The 17226-nt window shown below is 47.1% G+C and carries 14 protein-coding genes; 10 read left to right on the top strand and 4 right to left on the bottom strand.

The features are described 5' to 3' along the window. Window position 1 precedes the first annotated feature (1 nt). The gene (locus tag H8730_RS08905) at window positions 2-982 is read left to right on the top strand and encodes an AraC family transcriptional regulator (protein ID WP_177717963.1); all 981 of its coding nucleotides are present in this window, start codon (window positions 2-4) and stop codon (window positions 980-982) included. Window positions 983-1086: 104 nt separating this feature from the next. Then, window positions 1087-2346 carry an L-rhamnose isomerase gene (locus tag H8730_RS08910; protein WP_249289738.1) on the top strand — a complete coding sequence of 420 codons (1260 nt, stop codon included), beginning with the start codon at window positions 1087-1089 and terminating at the stop codon, window positions 2344-2346. A 152-nt stretch (window positions 2347-2498) separates the two neighbouring features. On the opposite strand, the gene H8730_RS08915 is transcribed toward H8730_RS08910, so the two are convergent. Next, a complete protein-coding gene (locus H8730_RS08915; protein ID WP_249289739.1) occupies window positions 2499-3734 on the bottom strand; it encodes a uroporphyrinogen decarboxylase/cobalamine-independent methonine synthase family protein in 1236 nt (411 codons plus the stop codon). Between the two features lie 158 nt (window positions 3735-3892). Between H8730_RS08915 and H8730_RS08920 the strand changes: the two genes are divergently transcribed. Then, window positions 3893-4630, top strand: coding sequence for a helix-turn-helix transcriptional regulator (locus H8730_RS08920; RefSeq protein ID WP_249289740.1), 738 nt, complete (start codon window positions 3893-3895; stop codon window positions 4628-4630). Window positions 4631-4695: 65 nt separating this feature from the next. Continuing rightward, window positions 4696-5505 (top strand): alpha/beta fold hydrolase, encoded by an 810-nt coding sequence (locus tag H8730_RS08925; RefSeq protein ID WP_177717955.1) that lies wholly within the window; start codon window positions 4696-4698, stop codon window positions 5503-5505. A 64-nt stretch (window positions 5506-5569) separates the two neighbouring features. On the opposite strand, the gene H8730_RS08930 is transcribed toward H8730_RS08925, so the two are convergent. Then, window positions 5570-6070 carry a hypothetical protein gene (locus H8730_RS08930; RefSeq protein ID WP_249289741.1) on the bottom strand — a complete coding sequence of 167 codons (501 nt, stop codon included), beginning with the start codon at window positions 6068-6070 and terminating at the stop codon, window positions 5570-5572. 32 nt (window positions 6071-6102) lie between these two features. Continuing rightward, the gene (locus H8730_RS08935; RefSeq protein WP_177717951.1) at window positions 6103-7482 is read right to left on the bottom strand and encodes a TrpB-like pyridoxal phosphate-dependent enzyme; all 1380 of its coding nucleotides are present in this window, start codon (window positions 7480-7482) and stop codon (window positions 6103-6105) included. Between the two features lie 535 nt (window positions 7483-8017). On the opposite strand from H8730_RS08935, the gene H8730_RS08940 reads away from it, so the two are divergent. Both H8730_RS08940 and H8730_RS08945 read left to right on the top strand, forming a co-directional pair. After that, a complete protein-coding gene (locus H8730_RS08940; protein ID WP_177717949.1) occupies window positions 8018-8740 on the top strand; it encodes a DUF3788 domain-containing protein in 723 nt (240 codons plus the stop codon). Window positions 8741-8827: 87 nt separating this feature from the next. Continuing rightward, window positions 8828-10270, top strand: coding sequence for a serine hydrolase domain-containing protein (locus H8730_RS08945; RefSeq protein WP_177717946.1), 1443 nt, complete (start codon window positions 8828-8830; stop codon window positions 10268-10270). A 130-nt stretch (window positions 10271-10400) separates the two neighbouring features. Here H8730_RS08945 and H8730_RS08950 read toward each other — a convergent pair whose 3' ends face one another. After that, complete coding sequence (locus H8730_RS08950) at window positions 10401-11210, bottom strand: sugar phosphate isomerase/epimerase family protein (RefSeq protein WP_177717944.1); 810 nt, start codon at window positions 11208-11210, stop codon at window positions 10401-10403. Window positions 11211-11559: 349 nt separating this feature from the next. Here H8730_RS08950 and H8730_RS08955 point away from each other — a divergent pair, with 349 nt between their 5' ends. From H8730_RS08955 to H8730_RS08970, 4 genes are all read left to right on the top strand, one after another. Then, window positions 11560-12639 (top strand): hypothetical protein, encoded by a 1080-nt coding sequence (locus H8730_RS08955; RefSeq protein WP_177717941.1) that lies wholly within the window; start codon window positions 11560-11562, stop codon window positions 12637-12639. A 98-nt stretch (window positions 12640-12737) separates the two neighbouring features. Continuing rightward, window positions 12738-14540, top strand: coding sequence for an ABC transporter ATP-binding protein (locus H8730_RS08960; protein ID WP_177717939.1), 1803 nt, complete (start codon window positions 12738-12740; stop codon window positions 14538-14540). 42 nt (window positions 14541-14582) lie between these two features. Further along, window positions 14583-16409: an ATP-binding cassette domain-containing protein gene (locus H8730_RS08965; protein WP_177717937.1), complete on the top strand. Its 1827-nt coding sequence runs from the start codon at window positions 14583-14585 to the stop codon at window positions 16407-16409. Between the two features lie 69 nt (window positions 16410-16478). After that, window positions 16479-17177, top strand: coding sequence for a hypothetical protein (locus H8730_RS08970; RefSeq protein WP_249289742.1), 699 nt, complete (start codon window positions 16479-16481; stop codon window positions 17175-17177). Window positions 17178-17226: the final 49 nt, after the last annotated feature.

Genomic DNA, 17226 nt, shown 5'->3' on the forward strand with positions numbered 1-17226 from the left:
GATGAATGGGGAGCTGATGGCTCTTCTTGAGCCTGTGACGCCGGAAGAGCAAAAAATCCTAAACGGGGCCAAGGAAATTGAAAAGGAACTGTACACCAGCGGTAAGGCTTTTATCGTGGACAGCAAGAAGATGCTGGGAAAAGGAAAGCTCATCGATATACGGCCTCATACCCGGTTTACGCCTTTTCCAGCGCATACCCACAATTATGTGGAGATCATGTATATGTGCAGGGGCAGCACCCACCATGTGATCAATGGAGGAATCCAGGTAACCTTGGAACAGGGGGATCTGCTCATGTTGAATCAGCGATCCTCCCATGAAATTCTCCCCGCGTCAAGGTCCGATATTGGGGTCAACTTTATCATACTGCCAGAATTTCTGGACGGGGCGTTGCGGATGCTCGGGCCCGAGACCATGCTGTACGGGTTTTTCATCAGCGCGCTGTATCGGGATGATGGAAGCGGTGGGTTTCTTCATTTTAAGGTGGCGGATGTGCTGCCGGTTCAGAATTTGGTGGAGAACCTGGTATGGTCTATCGTGCACAGGCAACCCCATGACCAGCAGATCAATCAGACAACGGTGGGGCTATTATTTTTGCAGTTGGCGAATTACGCCGATAAGGTGGAACAGGGCTATGCCCAGCAACAGGATAATCATATGATGGCGCGAGTGCTGGAGTACGTTGAGACCCAGTATCAGACGGCGCGGCTCTCGGAGATAGCGTCGACTCTTCATCAGCCTTTGTCGACTCTGAGCAAAATGATCAAGAATGGCAGCGGTCATACCTTCAAAGAGCTGCTACAGCGCGTCCGCCTGGACCGAGCCGGGGCCTATCTGCGGGATACGAATCTGCCCGTCACCAATATCATATATGCTGTTGGATATGATAATACGAGTTATTTTCACCGTATTTTTAAGGAGGCATATGGCATGAGTCCCAAGGAGTATCGCAGGCGTTTTCAAAACGGAATCAAGGGATGATGGAAAATAACGACGCTTATAATATAAAATAGCGTCGTTGTTTTCTTTTTTTAGATCGAGTATACTGACCATAAGAAATCTTTACAGAAAGGTGGAGTGACACGATGTATGATGTGAAAAAGGGCTTTGAGGTCGCAAAGGAGATCTTTGCCCAGTATGGCGTCGATGTGGAGGGCGCTATGGCGATCTGCGACAGCATACCGCTTTCCATGCATTGCTGGCAGGGCGATGATGTGGGAGGTTTTGAGAAGAAGGAGGGGGGCTTGACCGGCGGGATTCAGGCCACGGGCGATTATCCAGGCAAGGCGAGGACGGCGGAGGAGCTTCGCGCTGATATGGAATTTGCGATGCAGTATATTCCTGGTGTGAAGAAGGTCAATCTCCATGCCAGCTACTTGGAAGCGGATACCTTTGTGGACCGCAATGAGATTGAGCCGAAACATTTTGAAAAGTGGGCGGATTGGGCTGTCGAGAAGGGAATCGGGTTGGATTTTAATCCTACATATTTCTCTCATCCCAAGAGCGATAATGGAACGCTGTCTGCCGCCGACGAGGATGTACGGAGATTTTGGATTGAACATGGCATTCGCTGCCGCAGGGTCGGAGACTACTTCTATCAGAGGACAGGGAAACCCTGTGTGATCAATCATTGGACGCCCGACGGCGACAAGGAATTTCCCATTGACACCCTTAGCCCGAGGTTGCGAATGAAGGACAGCTATGACCAGATTTTTGAGGCGACCGAGGATGTTCAGGGAGTCGTCGATGGTATCGAGTCGAAAGTTTTTGGCATCGGTGCCGAGAGCTATACGGTGGGCTCCCATGAGTTTTGCATGGGGTATGTTATGTCGAAGAAGAGGGATCATATTATTTTGACGCTGGACACAGGTCATTTCCACCCCACGGAGGTGGTATCGGCCAAGCTGGGCGCGATCTTTGCATTTTCTGATTCCCTTCTTTTGCATGTATCCCGCCCCGTCCGCTGGGATTCAGATCACGTGGTGGCCATCGATGACGAGACAAAGACCATCATGGAGGAGCTGGTCCGTCTTGGAAAGCTGCAAGATACCTACATCGCCACGGATTTCTTTGATGCCTCCATCAACCGCATCGCGGCGTGGATCATCGGCCTGCGCAATACGAGAAAGGCTATGCTGGCGGCCCTGTTGCAGCCAGTTGACCTGATGAAGAAAGCGGAGGCTGACGGTGATGTCACTGCGCGCCTTGCTATGGCTCAAGAGTTTAGAGCCTCAGCCTTTAGCCTGGTTTGGGATTATTACTGCGCTGAGAAAAATGCGGGCGTAGGTCTTGACTGGCTGAAAGATGTGAAGGGGTATGAGGCCTCTGTTCTGGCTACACGGTAAGAGCGGTAGCGTGCTGTTGCACTTGTGGGAAACTCCCATGGGTGCAGCAGCTTTTTTTGTATGGGTTGTGGAGTTTAATGGTGTTGACTGTGAGTAAGCCCGCAGCCACCACACACGGAGGGAATGGCGTAGAAAACAGTCAGCCTATAGCTTTACTGGCACACCACTTCCATGGCAATTTCCGCCCACTGGCGGAGTCGCTCGGGTTCATGGCGCACAGTAGAGATATCCTTTAAAATGAATTCCAGATTCACATGGTTCCGCTTCGCGGCGTCATAGGTCCTTTGAAGATCCTGCCGCACAAGGTCACAGTCGAAATCATCGGTGGCCACGTAGGCAGGATTCGGCTTGTTGGACATTACGAGGCTGGGCCCGATCTTTTCTGCAAAGGCCTCCACGTGGCTCCAGGGACTGCACGAGACTTTTTTGAGATGGGGAATGCGCTTGATAATATCCAGCCGGTCATCGAGCCGGTCGCAGCAGCCATAATAGATCATGCCAAAGGCCTCGGCCATTCTCGTAATGTAGGGGAGTTCAAATTCCTCTGTCATATCAGGGGAAACCGAGGAGAAGAGCTGTGCCATCCCAAAAGCCCAGCAGTTTTGCGAATAGGGCCCCTTGCCTGCGCCGCTGTCGGGGAGAAGCTCGTCCGTATAGATGTAAGAGCAGTGACAGGTATTGAGAGTATCCCCGTGCAATCCAAGCGCGTTGGCCTGCTCGATTCCTGATAGGACGGACGAGGTAAAGCGCTCCATGATGGCGTGAAAAAATTCAGGGCGGTCTAGCAATTCATAATAGATGGTTTCCACGCCCATGAGCATGGAGATAGTATCCCAGACGCCAAGGTGAAATTGCATACCCCTGACGCGAACGGGCGCGATCCCCTTAAAAATTTCTTTTGCTTCTTCAAGATACTGCACGGTTTGATGGGAGTTGTAGGTCAATCGCATCGGCTGGATTTTTTCAATGTCTTCCCAATCCTTGAGAACATTCTCAAAATGCTGTGACGCCACACTTCCCTCTTCTTTAGCCAAAAAGGTGGTGACGGAGTTAATGCCATAGCCGGAATTGGTCATGGAGGGAGGGATGGCAATAAACGGGTCCACAACCATATCGACAGGAAAGTGATCCCAGGCATAAATCGTTTTTCGCAGTTGCCCCTCCACTCCGCGCCAGTAGGGATCTTGGACTTGACAGGTCAGAGCGCCAGTTATGTTGAGTTCATTCCAAGGATGTTGGTCGATGACGACCATAGGGCGCTGCATGGCGCCTCGATTTAAAGATTTCCAAAGGCTAATTTTTTCTTTTTGTACTGGCAAGACCGCAATTTCCATATAGCGGGAACCTAACTGCCGGAGCACATCTCGGTCCTGTTTCGAGAGATACATAGCAGACACCTCCACTTATTTTAGAGTGTCTTTATTATACTATGCGAAAATCGTAGATGGATAGGGCATATACTGTGATTCAATACGCAAATCTTGACTTTTTGTGAAAACGAGGTACAATAAAAGGGACAGGAGTTTCTTTGTTGGGAGGGGAGCGGATGGTACTGGACTTTGGAGATGGGCAGGTACAGCGCGGCTGGGGTGTGGAGGAAAAGATTGCCCCGGGCTTCTCAAGAGTGTATTGGGTTCAGGGCGGCGAAGTTTGGTATGAAGATGACAGGACATCCCAAAGGTTGCGACATAATCACGTGTACCTATTCCCATCCGCCTCCTGCTTCCAGATGCATCACAATCCTGAAGACCCACTGGTCTGTACGTATCTACACTTAGATTTATTCCCGACGCTGGTTCAGGAGCTGATTTCCATTCCTTTTTCCGCAGATGGAGTCTTGCAGGGACTTTTTCCGGCCCTTCGCGCCGCCATTGTATCAGGGCAGACGAAGCTAGTGTCTATGTTGTCCGATGTGTTCGAGGCGTATTTGCAAGAAAACGGAATTCTTAGGCAGCCGGCGTTTGAAATTTCGAAGGTTCTTCTGTACATAGCGGAGCACATACGGGAACCCATACATGTGGATGATCTGAGCGGTCTGTCAGGATACAATCCACAGTACTTTACCCGCCTTTTTAAAAAATCCGTTGGTCTCTCGCCTTATCAATACCTGATTCAGTACCGGATGAATGCCAGCATCAAACTTTTAAAAGATCGTGCGCTAACGGTGACACAGATTGCAGAGGCTGTGGGATACCCAGATACAAAGTCTTTTGATAGGGCCTTTCGGGATAAGTATGGAGTGTCGCCGGGAAAATTCCGGAAGTTTTACGTCCCGCTCCCCTAGGCTGGCTGTGGCTTGTCACCTATGTCTCCTTTTTTCATATACTAAGAAAAAAGGAGTTGGTGTTGATGTATTATGTTACCGTCGATCACAGGGTTAAAATCGCCGTATATGATCTAAATCCAACCTGTAAGAAAACGGTGGTGATGGTTCATGGATGGCCTCTGTCGGCTGCAATGTACGAGTATCAGACCAGAGTTTTGGCGGACAGAGGATATCGAGTGGTTACCATGGATTTGAGGGGGTTCGGGCGTTCCGACGCACCGGCATGTGGGTATGAGTATGACCGTCTATCCGACGATGTGTTTCAGGTTATCCAGGCTTTGCGGTTGAGCCGATTCGTCCTGGTCGGTTTTTCAATGGGTGGCGCCATTGTGCTCCGATATATGCGGCGCCATCAGGGCTTTGGTGTGTGCCGGCTGGCACTGTTAGGCGCCGCTGCGCCGCGCTATACTTGCTGTCCAGGATTCCCCTATGGTGTTCCGCGATCGACAGTAGAATCTCTGATTGCACTGTCGCAGACGGATCGCCCGCAGCAGGCGCAAGACTTTAGCCGGCAATTGCTCGCCTGCCCTCATAGCGACGCGATTAAGGATTGGTTTCGCGATCTAGCTCTGGAGGCATCCGGGATTGGAACTGTCAAAACGGCGTATGCCCTGCGAGATGAGGATGGATGTGCAGACCTGGAATGGGCAAAGGTTCCCACAGGTATTTTCCATGGCAAGAAAGATCAGATCGTGCCCTATGAGCTGGGATTAGTGCAGAAGGCATGTATTCCAGGTGCGCAGCTTTTTACCTTTGAGAACAGTGGACACGGTATTTTCTATGATGAATTGGAGCGATTCAATCGGGTGTTTATGGGATTTCTAGAAGACTAAAAAAGGGGCTGCCGCGGTGCGGCAGTCCCTTTTTTTCTAAAAAGTTCGCGGAACGCGAAGTTTCTCAGTCGATGACGATGGAATCAGCCCAGCTGAGGAATTGAGATTCAAATTTATCCTGCTTCGAAAGCTCACAGGCGAAAGTGCACATCCAAAACGCATCGCTGCCTTTAAAGATGGCTCCCAGATAAAAGAAATCTTTTCCATTGGCCGTATTGGTATACGTGAAATACTTATAGTTGCCATTGCTGCCATCCTTGGCAGCGGAGAATTCCGTCTGGTTGTTGGCTTCAACCGCTGCGATGTACTCGTCTAATGTCGAATCTTTTGTGATTCCAACGGACTCTAAAAGGGTAAATTCCTCTTTTAAGACAGTTAGCAGGGAGTCTGTGCTCTCATAGTAGTAGGTAACCGACGCCAGGTCCTTTTTGGTGAAACCTTCAGACATAGTAATCGAAAATCCATCTTCCTCATAGGTCTTTTCCTTGGCCTTACAGCCGGTTACAGCGCTCACCAGTAAGAGGACGGCGAGCAGGGCGGACATGGTTTTTTGCATTGTTTTCATTGTAGAATCTCTCCTTCTTTTTACTTTATATTTTATTCCTGAATCCCAGGAATCTTCGGTAGGCCAGCGAATCCGACTTCCAGATCCGCATCGGTTGGGATATAGTCTGTCATGGTGTGATCGTGAAATGCCGTGTAGGCGGTCATGTCAAAGTAACCGGTCCCCGTGAGGCCGAACAGGATCGTTTTGGCTTCGCCGGTCTCTTTGCAGCGCCGCGCTTCTTCCATGGCGGCATAAATCGCGTGGGAGGATTCAGGTGCCGGCAGGATCGTCTCCATCTTAGCAAACAAGGTAGCCGCCTCGAAGACCTTCGTCTGCTCTACGGAGATGGCGCTCATGTATCCATCGTGGTACAGTTTGGATAGAATTGGGGACATGCCGTGGTAGCGCAATCCTCCTGCGTGATTGGGCGAGGGGATGAAACCGCAACCCAGGGTATACATGCGGGCTAGGGGCGTTACCTTGCCCGTATCACAAAAATCATAGGCATAGCGGCCGCGGGTCAGGGAGGGACAGGATGCCGGTTCCACTGCGATGATTTGGGGATTGGCGCGACCTAGCAGCTTATCCTGCATGAAAGGCGCGATCAGTCCGCCAAGGTTTGATCCGCCACCGGCACACCCAATCACGACATCTGGGTACTCATCCAACAGCTCCATGGCGATCTTGCTCTCCAGTCCGATAATGGATTGGTGCAGCAGAACCTGATTCAGCACAGACCCTAACACATAGCGATATCCGGGAGTTGTGACCGCTTTCTCAACGGCCTCGGAGATGGCACAGCCGAGACTGCCGGTTGTATCTGGATGTTCCGCCAGGATCGCGCGCCCGGCGTTGGTCGTGTCGCTGGGGCTTGGAATCACGTTTGCATCGAAGGTCTGCATGATGGCCTTTCGATAGGGCTTTTGCTCATAAGAAGCTTTTACCATAAAGACCGTCAGGTCAAGCCCAAAATAGGAACAGGCCTCGGAGAGGGCGGTTCCCCACTGACCAGCGCCGGTCTCCGTTGTTAAACCGGTCATTCCCTGTTCTTTCGCATAATAGGCCTGAGCGATAGCGGAATTCAATTTATGGCTTCCAGAAGTGTTATTGCCCTCGAATTTGTAGTAGATGCGCGCCGGCGTATCCAGTGCTTTTTCCAGGTTATAGGCGCGAATCAGGGGAGATGGGCGATACATTTTATACATCTCCTGGATTTCCTCGGGAATATCGATGTAGCGGGTTTCATTGTCCATCTCCTGATGGGCCAATTTTTCACAGAAAACAGGGTAGAGGTCAGCCTCTGTCGCTGGCTGCATGGTCGCCGGATTGATAAGCGGATCCGGGAGTTCTTTCATATCGGCGCGGAGATTGTACCACTGCTTTGGCATCTGCTCTTCTGTGAGATATAAACGGTGCGGGACGGTCTTCATTGTATGAAATCTCCTTTCATGATAAGATTAAAAAGGCTCTTGTCTCAGCGTTTGCTGGGACAAAAGCCTGCTGCTTCTGCGGTACCACCCATATTGACGAATTTCTTCGCCCTCTTGCTCCATATACAACAATATATGCTCCCAGGATAACGGGTGGAGATCCCGTCAGGTACTACTAAGCACACGATACATGCCGTTCATCCCGCCCTTGCAAGCCCATTCGTCTAAGTGTTCGCATGCAGCCGTCCCACTATCGGCAACTCCCTGGAAAGGAACCTCTCAGAGTACTCTTCTCACGCATAGGTTTGATTAGATCATAGTTTAGCAGAAATAAACGTCATTGTCAAGGGGGGATATAATGAAAACCATGTCCCATTTCCATATTTCAGCACTTTTGGTATGAAAATGCGATGCTATGTGAACAAGTGATTGATTTTTAGACGAAACGGATGTATAATTTTTTTATTACGCGGTGCATAATTTCAAAAACATTCTGGTCTATGATGTACAGATTAAAAATTTGTGGAGGGATGCTATGAATACTCTTGAGAAAATCAGTCATGAAACCATGGTGTTTATGCGTGGGAAATACCGCTTAGATGAAATTGGGGATGGAAAAGATGAACTAAAATTTAAGCAGGGGCAAAAGACCATCCTTACCATCTATATACACGAGGACAGATTCACCTTTTTACTTATATTCGGAAAAAAAGAGCGTGAATCCTTTGAAGTGCAGAAGAATAGTTTTTCAGAGTCCATATGCAAGTATTACGACAACGCAAAAACGTACCATGATGGAAAATGGATGTTTCTTGATGTAACCACTATGGAACAACTGGAAGAGATAAAAAGGCTCATACAGATCAAGAAAAAACCTAACCGCAAGCCATTTCCTAAGGAAACGGCCGTTTATTCAAAATGTGGTCAGCGCTGTGATTTATGTGTCCACTATACTGGGACAACCGAAGAACAACGGGCTATGATGGAAGTGTATTTGACAAAAATGTGGGGCTCCACGGACTGGAGTATGCGCTGCAATGGCTGTTATAGCGCGGATTGTTATTGTAAAGATGACCCTTGTCCTGCGAAGGAATGCGCGCCCAAGAAAGGAATTTCAGAGTGTAGAGATTGCAGGGAGTTCCCATGTATTAAGGCAACAGCAGCCGACCACCGCTCAATGATACATACAGAGGTTCATTCTGCTGATGAAATTACATGGGGAATCCTTCCTTATGTTCCGTGGCAGTATGAAAAGTAATGGGATATGACAAAATTGAAGAGGAAAAACAGCTGGCCCGGCTGAGGCAGTATTCTGTAGCACAGATTGAGAAGGAGGAATTTGGAAATGAGAGAATGGAGGATGGGGAAGCCAAGCGAGGCAGGCGTCGAAGCCGGTGCCATTCTTCGGCTTTTGAATTCGTGGGAAGAGGCGCGACTGGGGGTTCATTCGGTGATGATCTTGCGCTACAATATCTGTATTGCCCAAGGATGGTGGAAGCCTTACCGGCCGGAGGAAAATCATGTCATGTTTTCGCTGAGCAAGAGCTTTACTTCGACTGCCATAGGGTTTGCGGTGCAGGAAGGACTTTTGAGCCTTGAGGATACAGTCCTCTCTTTTTTCCCGGATGTCCTGCCATACGCCCCCTGTGAGACCATGGGGCATATGAAAGTTAGACACCTTCTGACCATGGCCACGGGGCACAGCAGAGAGCCGTGGAACTTTCGAGATAATCAGGAGTCGGATTGGGTGTATGCGTTCCTGTCGTCCTATGTGGACAGGGAGCCAGGCAGTCAATTCGTCTACAACACGCCCGCGAGCTATATGCTTTCCGCGATTGTCCAAAAATGTACGGGCATGACGGTGTGTGAGTATTTGCGGCCTCGTTTGTTTGATCCCCTGGACATCCATGATATATGGTGGGAGACATGCCCTAGGGGAATCAATACAGGTGGCTTTGGGCTGAATATAAAGACGGAGGATATCGCCAAATTTGGTACTTTCCTCCTGCAAAAGGGCGCTTACGGAGGGAAGCAGCTATTAAATTCGAAATGGATTGAAGCGGCGAGCGCTTGGCAGATTGCAAATGGAGAGGGGCCGGGGGATTGGTCGCAAGGGTACGGGTACCAATTCTGGCGCTGTGAGCCGGAGGGGGTATTTCGCGGCGATGGCGCCCACGGTCAGTACTGCATCGTGATGCCGAAACAGGATATGGTCATTGCGATCACATCGGGAAGCGTAGATATGGGGGGGATTCTGACACGGATCTGGGAGCACTTGCTTCCAGGAGTAAAGTCCGAGAAGGGCTTGCCGGAGAATGAAGTGGAGCAGGCCCTCTTGACCGATACGTTGGCTTCCTTGCAGTTGCCGGTTCCGGAGGGGGCCGCACAGTCGCCACTCCATACGGGGCGGGAGGCCTTTCAGTTTGAGAACAATTGTGTTGGATTGGAGTCTATGGCATTCGATTTTGCAGAGAGTACGGTCTGTCTGAAAATAAAGGGCGACGAGCTGACGGGTGAACTAGGGTACGGCAGTTGGAAGGATGGCCATTCCACTGCGGCTCCCCACACTTCGTCCATTGGTCTTCGCGTCTATGAAAAGGCGGCCATGGCTGGGGCGTGGATTGGGGAGACGACCTACCGCTTTGCGGTGGTGTACTATACCACGCCATATGTGGACACGGTTACGGTTCAGCTGGACGAGGGGGTGGCGCTGGTAGAGTATAGTCGCAACTGTGGATTTGAAGAGGGAACGGTTCGGATTTTGGGCAAGCGATGGCAGTGCTGCTGATCACAGTTTACCACAGACGATTTTATTTGACGAACGTGCGATGTAATTCTTGATATAAAGAAAGACAGTGTCAAAAGCATTTCTGCCTTTCACGCTGTCTTACGCCGTTGCAACGCCCATATGCCATTGTTTACAGGTTGGCCTTAAGCCATTCACAGTCCGCCTTCAGGCATTCCCAACGATTTTGTGGTGTATTGTAGCTCCACTCCCGCTCTACGATGAACGTGGTTACGCCCTGGGCGTCAGCGGCGGCCTTCACCTGTTTCCAATCCACGATACCTTGACCGGTGGGGCAATTGAGCCTATTGCGGCGGGCATTTTCGGCAGCCCTTTCCTCCTCCGTAAGCGGAACCGCGTTGGGGTCCGGATTTGGGTTGTCCGCGCCGACGACATCGTTATTCTCCTTCACGTGGACGGACATAAGACGTCCCGGGTACTGATTGATGTAATCCTGGGGGATAATTCCAGCAGCGCTGGCCCACCCGCAGTCAAGCTGAAAGCCGACGTTCTCAGGATCCGTGTTTTGGATAACATAATCCAAGAGATATTGACCGCCATCCTGCCAGAATTCGCTGATGTGATTGTGATAGCCCACGCGGATTCCGTATTTCGCACCTTCCTCACCGCATTTGTTCAACCGTTCCGCGCAGCCCAGCGCTTCGTCGCGGTTGCCAAAACGATAGCCAGGACAGACGACCATTTTGGCGCCGAGCTCGGCTAAGTACTCCAGATCCTGGATGATGTTGTCCATTCCAACGTGGGAGGATACACACACCAACCCGGCGTCGGCCAGTGCCTTTTTCATTTCTTTCGCGTTCAATCCACCGTATCCGGCAAATTCGACGCCGCTGTACCCAATGCTGGCAAGCTTCTCCAGCTTCTCCGGCAAACTTTCCGGCTCCGCGCATACAGAATAGGTCTGCACATATACTTTTTCCATGATGATAACTCCCTCCTGATCATTCGGATTTGACGTTTCACAGAAACGTCGAAATTCGGACTAAGTATACTATACTCTGATGAAAATGTAAAGCATTACATTGTAATTTTTTTGATCCTTTTCTCTTAAGAGAAATCGATTCTTAAGCGTTTGCGTAGAGTATATGACAACAACGCCCGCCCAATTCTAAGTTTAGTTTTTGTCGTAAATTGAGTAAAGTAAAAATGTGTTTGGTTTAAATATAGGATAAAATTTACATATTATTCGAAATAATAGTAGAACGAAAGTAAGCAATATGATATAATGACTGCATAAAGCGTTACAATACAAGCGATTAAGGAGTGAGGTAATGGCGCGAGAAATATGTCTTCCTTATAACAAACCAGTATATACCTATTATACAACCATATCATTCCCTTTTGCCATATGTCAGCCGAAGGATTGGCTATATTCTCAATGTTTTAATTGGTATGCCGCGTACCACAGAAATGGTGGCATTAGTGCATATTATGGGAATAAAAGAATCGGCATTCTCACAGGCGACAGTCGTGGTGGAATGCCTTTTCTCTCATATGAATATTTAAAAAAGTCAGATCTTGATTCTCAATTGTACAAAGAAATCTTTTACGAGTGCCTCTCGAAGAAAAAATATATTTTTTTGGATATTAATTTTCAGGGATATTCCCATGATATAAATTCCGAATATACGCATAATGTTTTACTCCATGGAATCGATGAGAACAATTTGTATTTTTTAGGATACAATATGTTAAGTCGTGATGCTCTATCCCCGTATGAATCAAATAAAATGGAATTGGGGGTCGACAATTTATTTTCTGATTCAGCTGGCAATGAAGATGTCATCCTATTATCCCAAAAAGATGTAAAATGGAGCTTCTGTACCGATATTCTAAAGTACCAGATCCGAGATTACCTTGACAGTTCCCTTACAGAGCGATATTTTAAATACTATTTTTCTGAGGGAGAGTCGGAACAAACAAATACATATTTTACCTACTGGCATGATAAATTTTTTGGGCAAAAGATGAATGGAACATTTGCCTATGGATTACAAGTGTATGAATATTTCATCGATCATATAAAAGAATTTTGGGAGAAATATGAAGCTGATAAATCATCTGCGTATCCCGATGCAAGGATCTATAAATGTATGCAAGAACATAAAAGAATGATGGCAGACCGATGGCAATATGTTCAACGAAAGGGTTACGCGAAAGCAGATCTGAGCCCGTATATAGAAAGTGCGATAGAAGTAAGGGATGATGCGGATTGTATCTTTAATAAGCTGATAAAGCAATTTCTAAAGAGAGAATTTTCATATGAAAGCGTATGCGATATTATACAAAAATTAGAGAAAATCAGAAAGATAGAAGAAAATTATTTAGCTGAATTGTATGACAGACTTTAAAGGTTGCACTATTTAAAAGAACCCACCAACCGTTGTCCGCTTTATTGCCCTTGCCGGGGATGCAAGATGATGAGGGCCGAGCGAAATTGGAGGAAGCTATGGAAAAAGTAAAAAGAATTTGCCATGCATATCGATATTTACTTCATATTTTAAAAGAGGACAGCCCATTGCTGTTGGCGAGCACAATCATTGTATCCTTTGTTCAAGGTTGTTGTCCACCGCTGATGACATGGAGTATCAACCAAATTATTGAGAATGGAATGCGTGTGGCCAGCGGAACCCTCCCTCTCCCCCATATGGTTCCATTCCTAATCTTGTTTTTGGCTATTTCCTTAATCCCAAGTTTAGTCAGTCTATATGTTCAAAGTTTTGTACAGCCCCGCACTCAACTTGCGTTGCGCACAACCTTTCGCTCGAAAATGATCAAAAAGCTAAAGAAGTTAAAATATGAGCACTTTGAAAGTCCGCAATCAATGGAGATTATCGATAAAGCCTTCAATCGGACTGAAAATGCAGCAAGAATGCTTTTTCCTATGTATTTTACCTCGACCATTACGTCACTGGTTTCTGTTGTAGGATCATTTTATCTTTTGGCACAAGCGGAATGGTGGTTGGTTTTCACAGTTTTGATCCCTTTTTTGGTGGAGTTCTATTTTTCCCTCGGATTAAATTATGAAATTTATAATGAGATGGAAGCCTATTGGAGCATGGATTACAGCAATGGAATTCTTGGAAAATTCTTAAGTACTCGAGAGGTGGTAAAGGAAAATCGACTTCACCAGGCATCGGAGTATTTGGTTTCCGAATATCAAACTAGACAGAATCGGCGGAATCGCGAATATGAAAAATATTATAGAAAGCACTTGAGAAAAATTTTGACAAGTGGAAATTTGGCGCGCATTTCGATTATTTTGAATGTACTCGCACTCTTGTGGATGTACATTGGCCAGCGCATAGGTTTAGGAATGCTAGTGTCCCTGTCTTTACTCATATTTGGTTCTATGTATAAAGACTTAAACAAGATGACGGTTATACTGAGCGGCGGCCCTTATCATGCAAATACCTTTGAATATTATGAACGCTTTTTTGATCTTTCAGAAGAGCCTGAGGGGAACGATACGGAATTGCCAACAGACGGTTCCATCGAATTTCGAGATGTATGGTTTCGCTACCCTGGAACGGATCAGGATATTCTCAAGGGCTTATCTTTTAAAATCCAAGATGGAGAAAAAGTTTCGATCGTAGGGGAAAACGGAGAAGGGAAAACCACGATGATCAAATTGCTTCTCGGGCTATTCACTCCCGATAAGGGTGAGATTTTAGTTGGAGGGCAGTCGATGGACGACCTGCGATCTTCTTCGAAAATTTCACAACTGTATGGAACGGTTTTTCAAGACTTCATGCGATATAACATGACGGTAAAAGAAAATATTGCGGTAGGTGACATCCATCATACATATCCAGAACAAGCAATCCAGGAAGCGGCACAAAATGTTGGCGCCTATGATTTCATTAAAACCTTTCCTAATGGCTGGGATACCATTCTTGGGCGCATGTTTGATGAGGGCGTTGATCTATCTGGGGGGCAGTGGCAAAGGATTGCCATGGCCCGAGCCTTTTTGGGGGATAAAAAAGTATTGATATTAGATGAACCCACAAGTCAGCTGGACCCTATTGCAGAGAGCAAGCTGTATCAAGATTTCGCAAAGTTGGCGGACGGTAAAACTTCGCTGTTTATCACCCATCGTCTAGGCTCCACCGCGATTTGTGATAGAATTCTAGTGATAGCAGGCGGGAAAATTGTGCAGAGCGGCAGCCATGAAGAATTAGTAGCCGCTGACGGATTATATGCAAGTATGTTTAATGCCCAGAAACACTGGTATAAATCTTGCGAGTCATGATGTTCACTTTCTATACAGCCATGAAAAAACGGAGGGATTGATATGTCTGACCGAACAACGGCCATTGAAAATGATATCCTATCAACACAAAAGCCTGCTCTAAAGAATCTTGTGAGAATGTGGATATATGTTGTAAAGAATTCAAAAACAGTTGCGCTACTCTATTTAGGGCTTTATATTCTGTTGTCTCTGCTACGCCCACTGTCTGCTGTCCTGTGGGGGCGATATGTGGACTCATTATCGGGTGAAGTGCCCTATGAATCGTTAATAGGGGTTCTTTTGCTTCTTCTAGGCTATTATCTCATCAATATTGTGACGGATATATTATATCGCTGTCTTGAAGGGCAGGAAGACATCGAGCAGTTTAATATTGTACAGGAAAACCGTTTTCAAGAGCGTATTCTCTCCAATGTATACCGAAAACTCAACCGGATTCAATATGAATATTGGGAAGTCCCCCAGATGAATGATATCGTGAATCGAAATATGCAATTTATGAATTCTCGAGGGAATGGAATCAGCAAAGCGGTTATGCAGCAAAGCTATGCCATTGTAGCGAAAGCCATATCCGTCATCTCGATTGCAGCTACTTTGTATATCTATAGCCCCTGGCTGTGTCTCATCTTACTTGTCCTGCCTTTACCAGTTTTTTTTACCATTTTCGTCGATGAAAAAATTCGGTACAAATTTATTCAAGATAATTCAAAGCTTCAGCGCAAAGCAAACTATTATCAAGATATCATGCTCGGCGCCGGGGCAAAAGAGATTAAGACAATGGGGCTGCACGATTTTTTTTATGATAAATGGAAGAAACAGATCGAACACTATACCAAAAACGAAAAAAAACTTTACCGCAGCAGTACGATACTAAATTGCCTTACTTCTTTCATCACCAATCTGGCCAATATTGGAGCCTGTTTTCTCGCGATCCTGTTAATGACGGCTGGCAAAATCACGGTCGGCGCCTTGAGTGCGGTTTTATCCTTGATATCAACTCTACTATCGGACGTAGGGAGCCTTATCACGGGGATCGCCCAGTTCGTATCGAAACGCAATGAGGCAACGACATTTTTTCAAATTATGGATTTGAAGGAAGGCTTGGAAGAAAATAAGGAAGATCCGAATCTAACCATAGAGCAGATACAATTCAATACGGTTTCATATCGGTATCCCATGACGGATCAGGCCGTTTTAGATGATATCAACATTACGATCCGCAGAGGAGAAAGAGTGGCGTTAGTAGGGGAAAACGGAGCCGGAAAGACCACGTTTGTCAACTTACTGACAGGGATATTGGAGCCATCAAAGGGTTTGATTTCCTTTAATGGTCTGGATTCCGCCCTGTTAAGCTGTGAAAGCAAATTCTCGGCTACAAGTTGTGTCGTCCAGTTGCCATCCAAATATACAACGTTTACCGTTGGGGACAATGTGTATTTGGGGGACACGCATAGGCCGCGCAACGAAAAGCGGATTGAGGAAGCTTTGGAATTTGGGGGCATCAGCGCTGCAATGAAAAACGAGCTTCTAGGGAAGGACGTCGGCGGACGCGATATCTCAGGCGGGCAATGGCAAAAATTATCAATCAGCAGGGCATATTATCGAAATAGGAGCATAATTGTTCTTGATGAACCGACCAGCAATCTTGATCCGTTAGCAGAATCTGAGATATTCCAAAAGTATATTGATTTAGCGGGGGATAGGACTGTTGTATTTGTAACTCACCGAATCTCCGTTGCCGCACTGGCGCAAAGGATTATAGTTTTTGATAAGGGAAGAATTGTAGGGGATGGGACACACGATGAACTGATTAAAAATAATAGGGTCTATGCAAGGCTGTATCATGAGCAGTCAAAATGGTATGACCGTTAAAAATACGCACTTTACAAAAATGTATACTCCTGTTATGATAGAAAAATGACAGAATCCAGGAGGAGTTTCATGGGAGAGATCATCGCGGCGCGTTCCATGAACACGCTATACATCATCGTGGATGTTGTAATTCTGACCCTGCTCGCCATTTTGTTGCTGATCAAGAAGCGAAGGCTTACATTTTTGTTTGGAGTGGCGGGCGGACTGCTTTATTTCGCAGTGGATTACGGGATTTTCTATTTGGCCTTGGGAACGAGGCAGGTTGTGGGAGCGAATCCCGCCGTATTCTTGTTCTGGTTAAGTATGAGTTTTGGATTTACCAACTTTGTATGGATATGGGTATGGCTGAATCGGGACCTATACTTTAAGGAATTTACGCTGCTTATTGTAGCGGGATGGATGTGCAGCGGCCTGCTCAGCCAAAACTTTGGAGGGAGCTTTCAGGCCATTGAGATCAGCCGGGGAACCGCTTCCTATCACGGGGTTATGGCCGCCATTCTGTTTGTAGGCTACGCGATTGTTTGCGTGTACAACATGGCGGTGCGGGATCAGGGGAAGCGAATCAACGTCTTGTGGCTTCTCGCCACGGGCATTGGGGTACAATTTGGCTGGGAGGCAGCGCTACTTCTCTGTGGGATCCGGCCTGCGGGCATTGGTCCGCTCATTGTCAATTCCCTGATCGAAACCAATTTAGGCGTACCCTATATTTACTTTATTCAAAACGAAATTTATAAGAGGCGGAGAGAGGACCTTTCGCCTGTTCAATAAACAAAACATATACTGTCGGGAAAAGGATCGTTCTGCTCCTACATATATT

This window comes from Bianquea renquensis (genome assembly GCF_014384895.1).
Lineage (GTDB): Bacteria > Bacillota > Clostridia > Lachnospirales > Bianqueaceae > Bianquea > Bianquea renquensis.

Coding starts and splice junctions, on each gene's coding strand:
- H8730_RS08905 (WP_177717963.1), top strand. CDS start 2: ATGAATGGGGAGCTGATGGCTCTTCTTGAGCCTGTGACGCCGGAAGAG.
- H8730_RS08910 (WP_249289738.1), top strand. CDS start 1,087: ATGTATGATGTGAAAAAGGGCTTTGAGGTCGCAAAGGAGATCTTTGCC.
- H8730_RS08915 (WP_249289739.1), bottom strand. CDS start 3,734: ATGTATCTCTCGAAACAGGACCGAGATGTGCTCCGGCAGTTAGGTTCC.
- H8730_RS08920 (WP_249289740.1), top strand. CDS start 3,893: ATGGTACTGGACTTTGGAGATGGGCAGGTACAGCGCGGCTGGGGTGTG.
- H8730_RS08925 (WP_177717955.1), top strand. CDS start 4,696: ATGTATTATGTTACCGTCGATCACAGGGTTAAAATCGCCGTATATGAT.
- H8730_RS08930 (WP_249289741.1), bottom strand. CDS start 6,070: ATGAAAACAATGCAAAAAACCATGTCCGCCCTGCTCGCCGTCCTCTTA.
- H8730_RS08935 (WP_177717951.1), bottom strand. CDS start 7,482: ATGAAGACCGTCCCGCACCGTTTATATCTCACAGAAGAGCAGATGCCA.
- H8730_RS08940 (WP_177717949.1), top strand. CDS start 8,018: ATGAATACTCTTGAGAAAATCAGTCATGAAACCATGGTGTTTATGCGT.
- H8730_RS08945 (WP_177717946.1), top strand. CDS start 8,828: ATGAGAGAATGGAGGATGGGGAAGCCAAGCGAGGCAGGCGTCGAAGCC.
- H8730_RS08950 (WP_177717944.1), bottom strand. CDS start 11,210: ATGGAAAAAGTATATGTGCAGACCTATTCTGTATGCGCGGAGCCGGAA.
- H8730_RS08955 (WP_177717941.1), top strand. CDS start 11,560: ATGGCGCGAGAAATATGTCTTCCTTATAACAAACCAGTATATACCTAT.
- H8730_RS08960 (WP_177717939.1), top strand. CDS start 12,738: ATGGAAAAAGTAAAAAGAATTTGCCATGCATATCGATATTTACTTCAT.
- H8730_RS08965 (WP_177717937.1), top strand. CDS start 14,583: ATGTCTGACCGAACAACGGCCATTGAAAATGATATCCTATCAACACAA.
- H8730_RS08970 (WP_249289742.1), top strand. CDS start 16,479: ATGGGAGAGATCATCGCGGCGCGTTCCATGAACACGCTATACATCATC.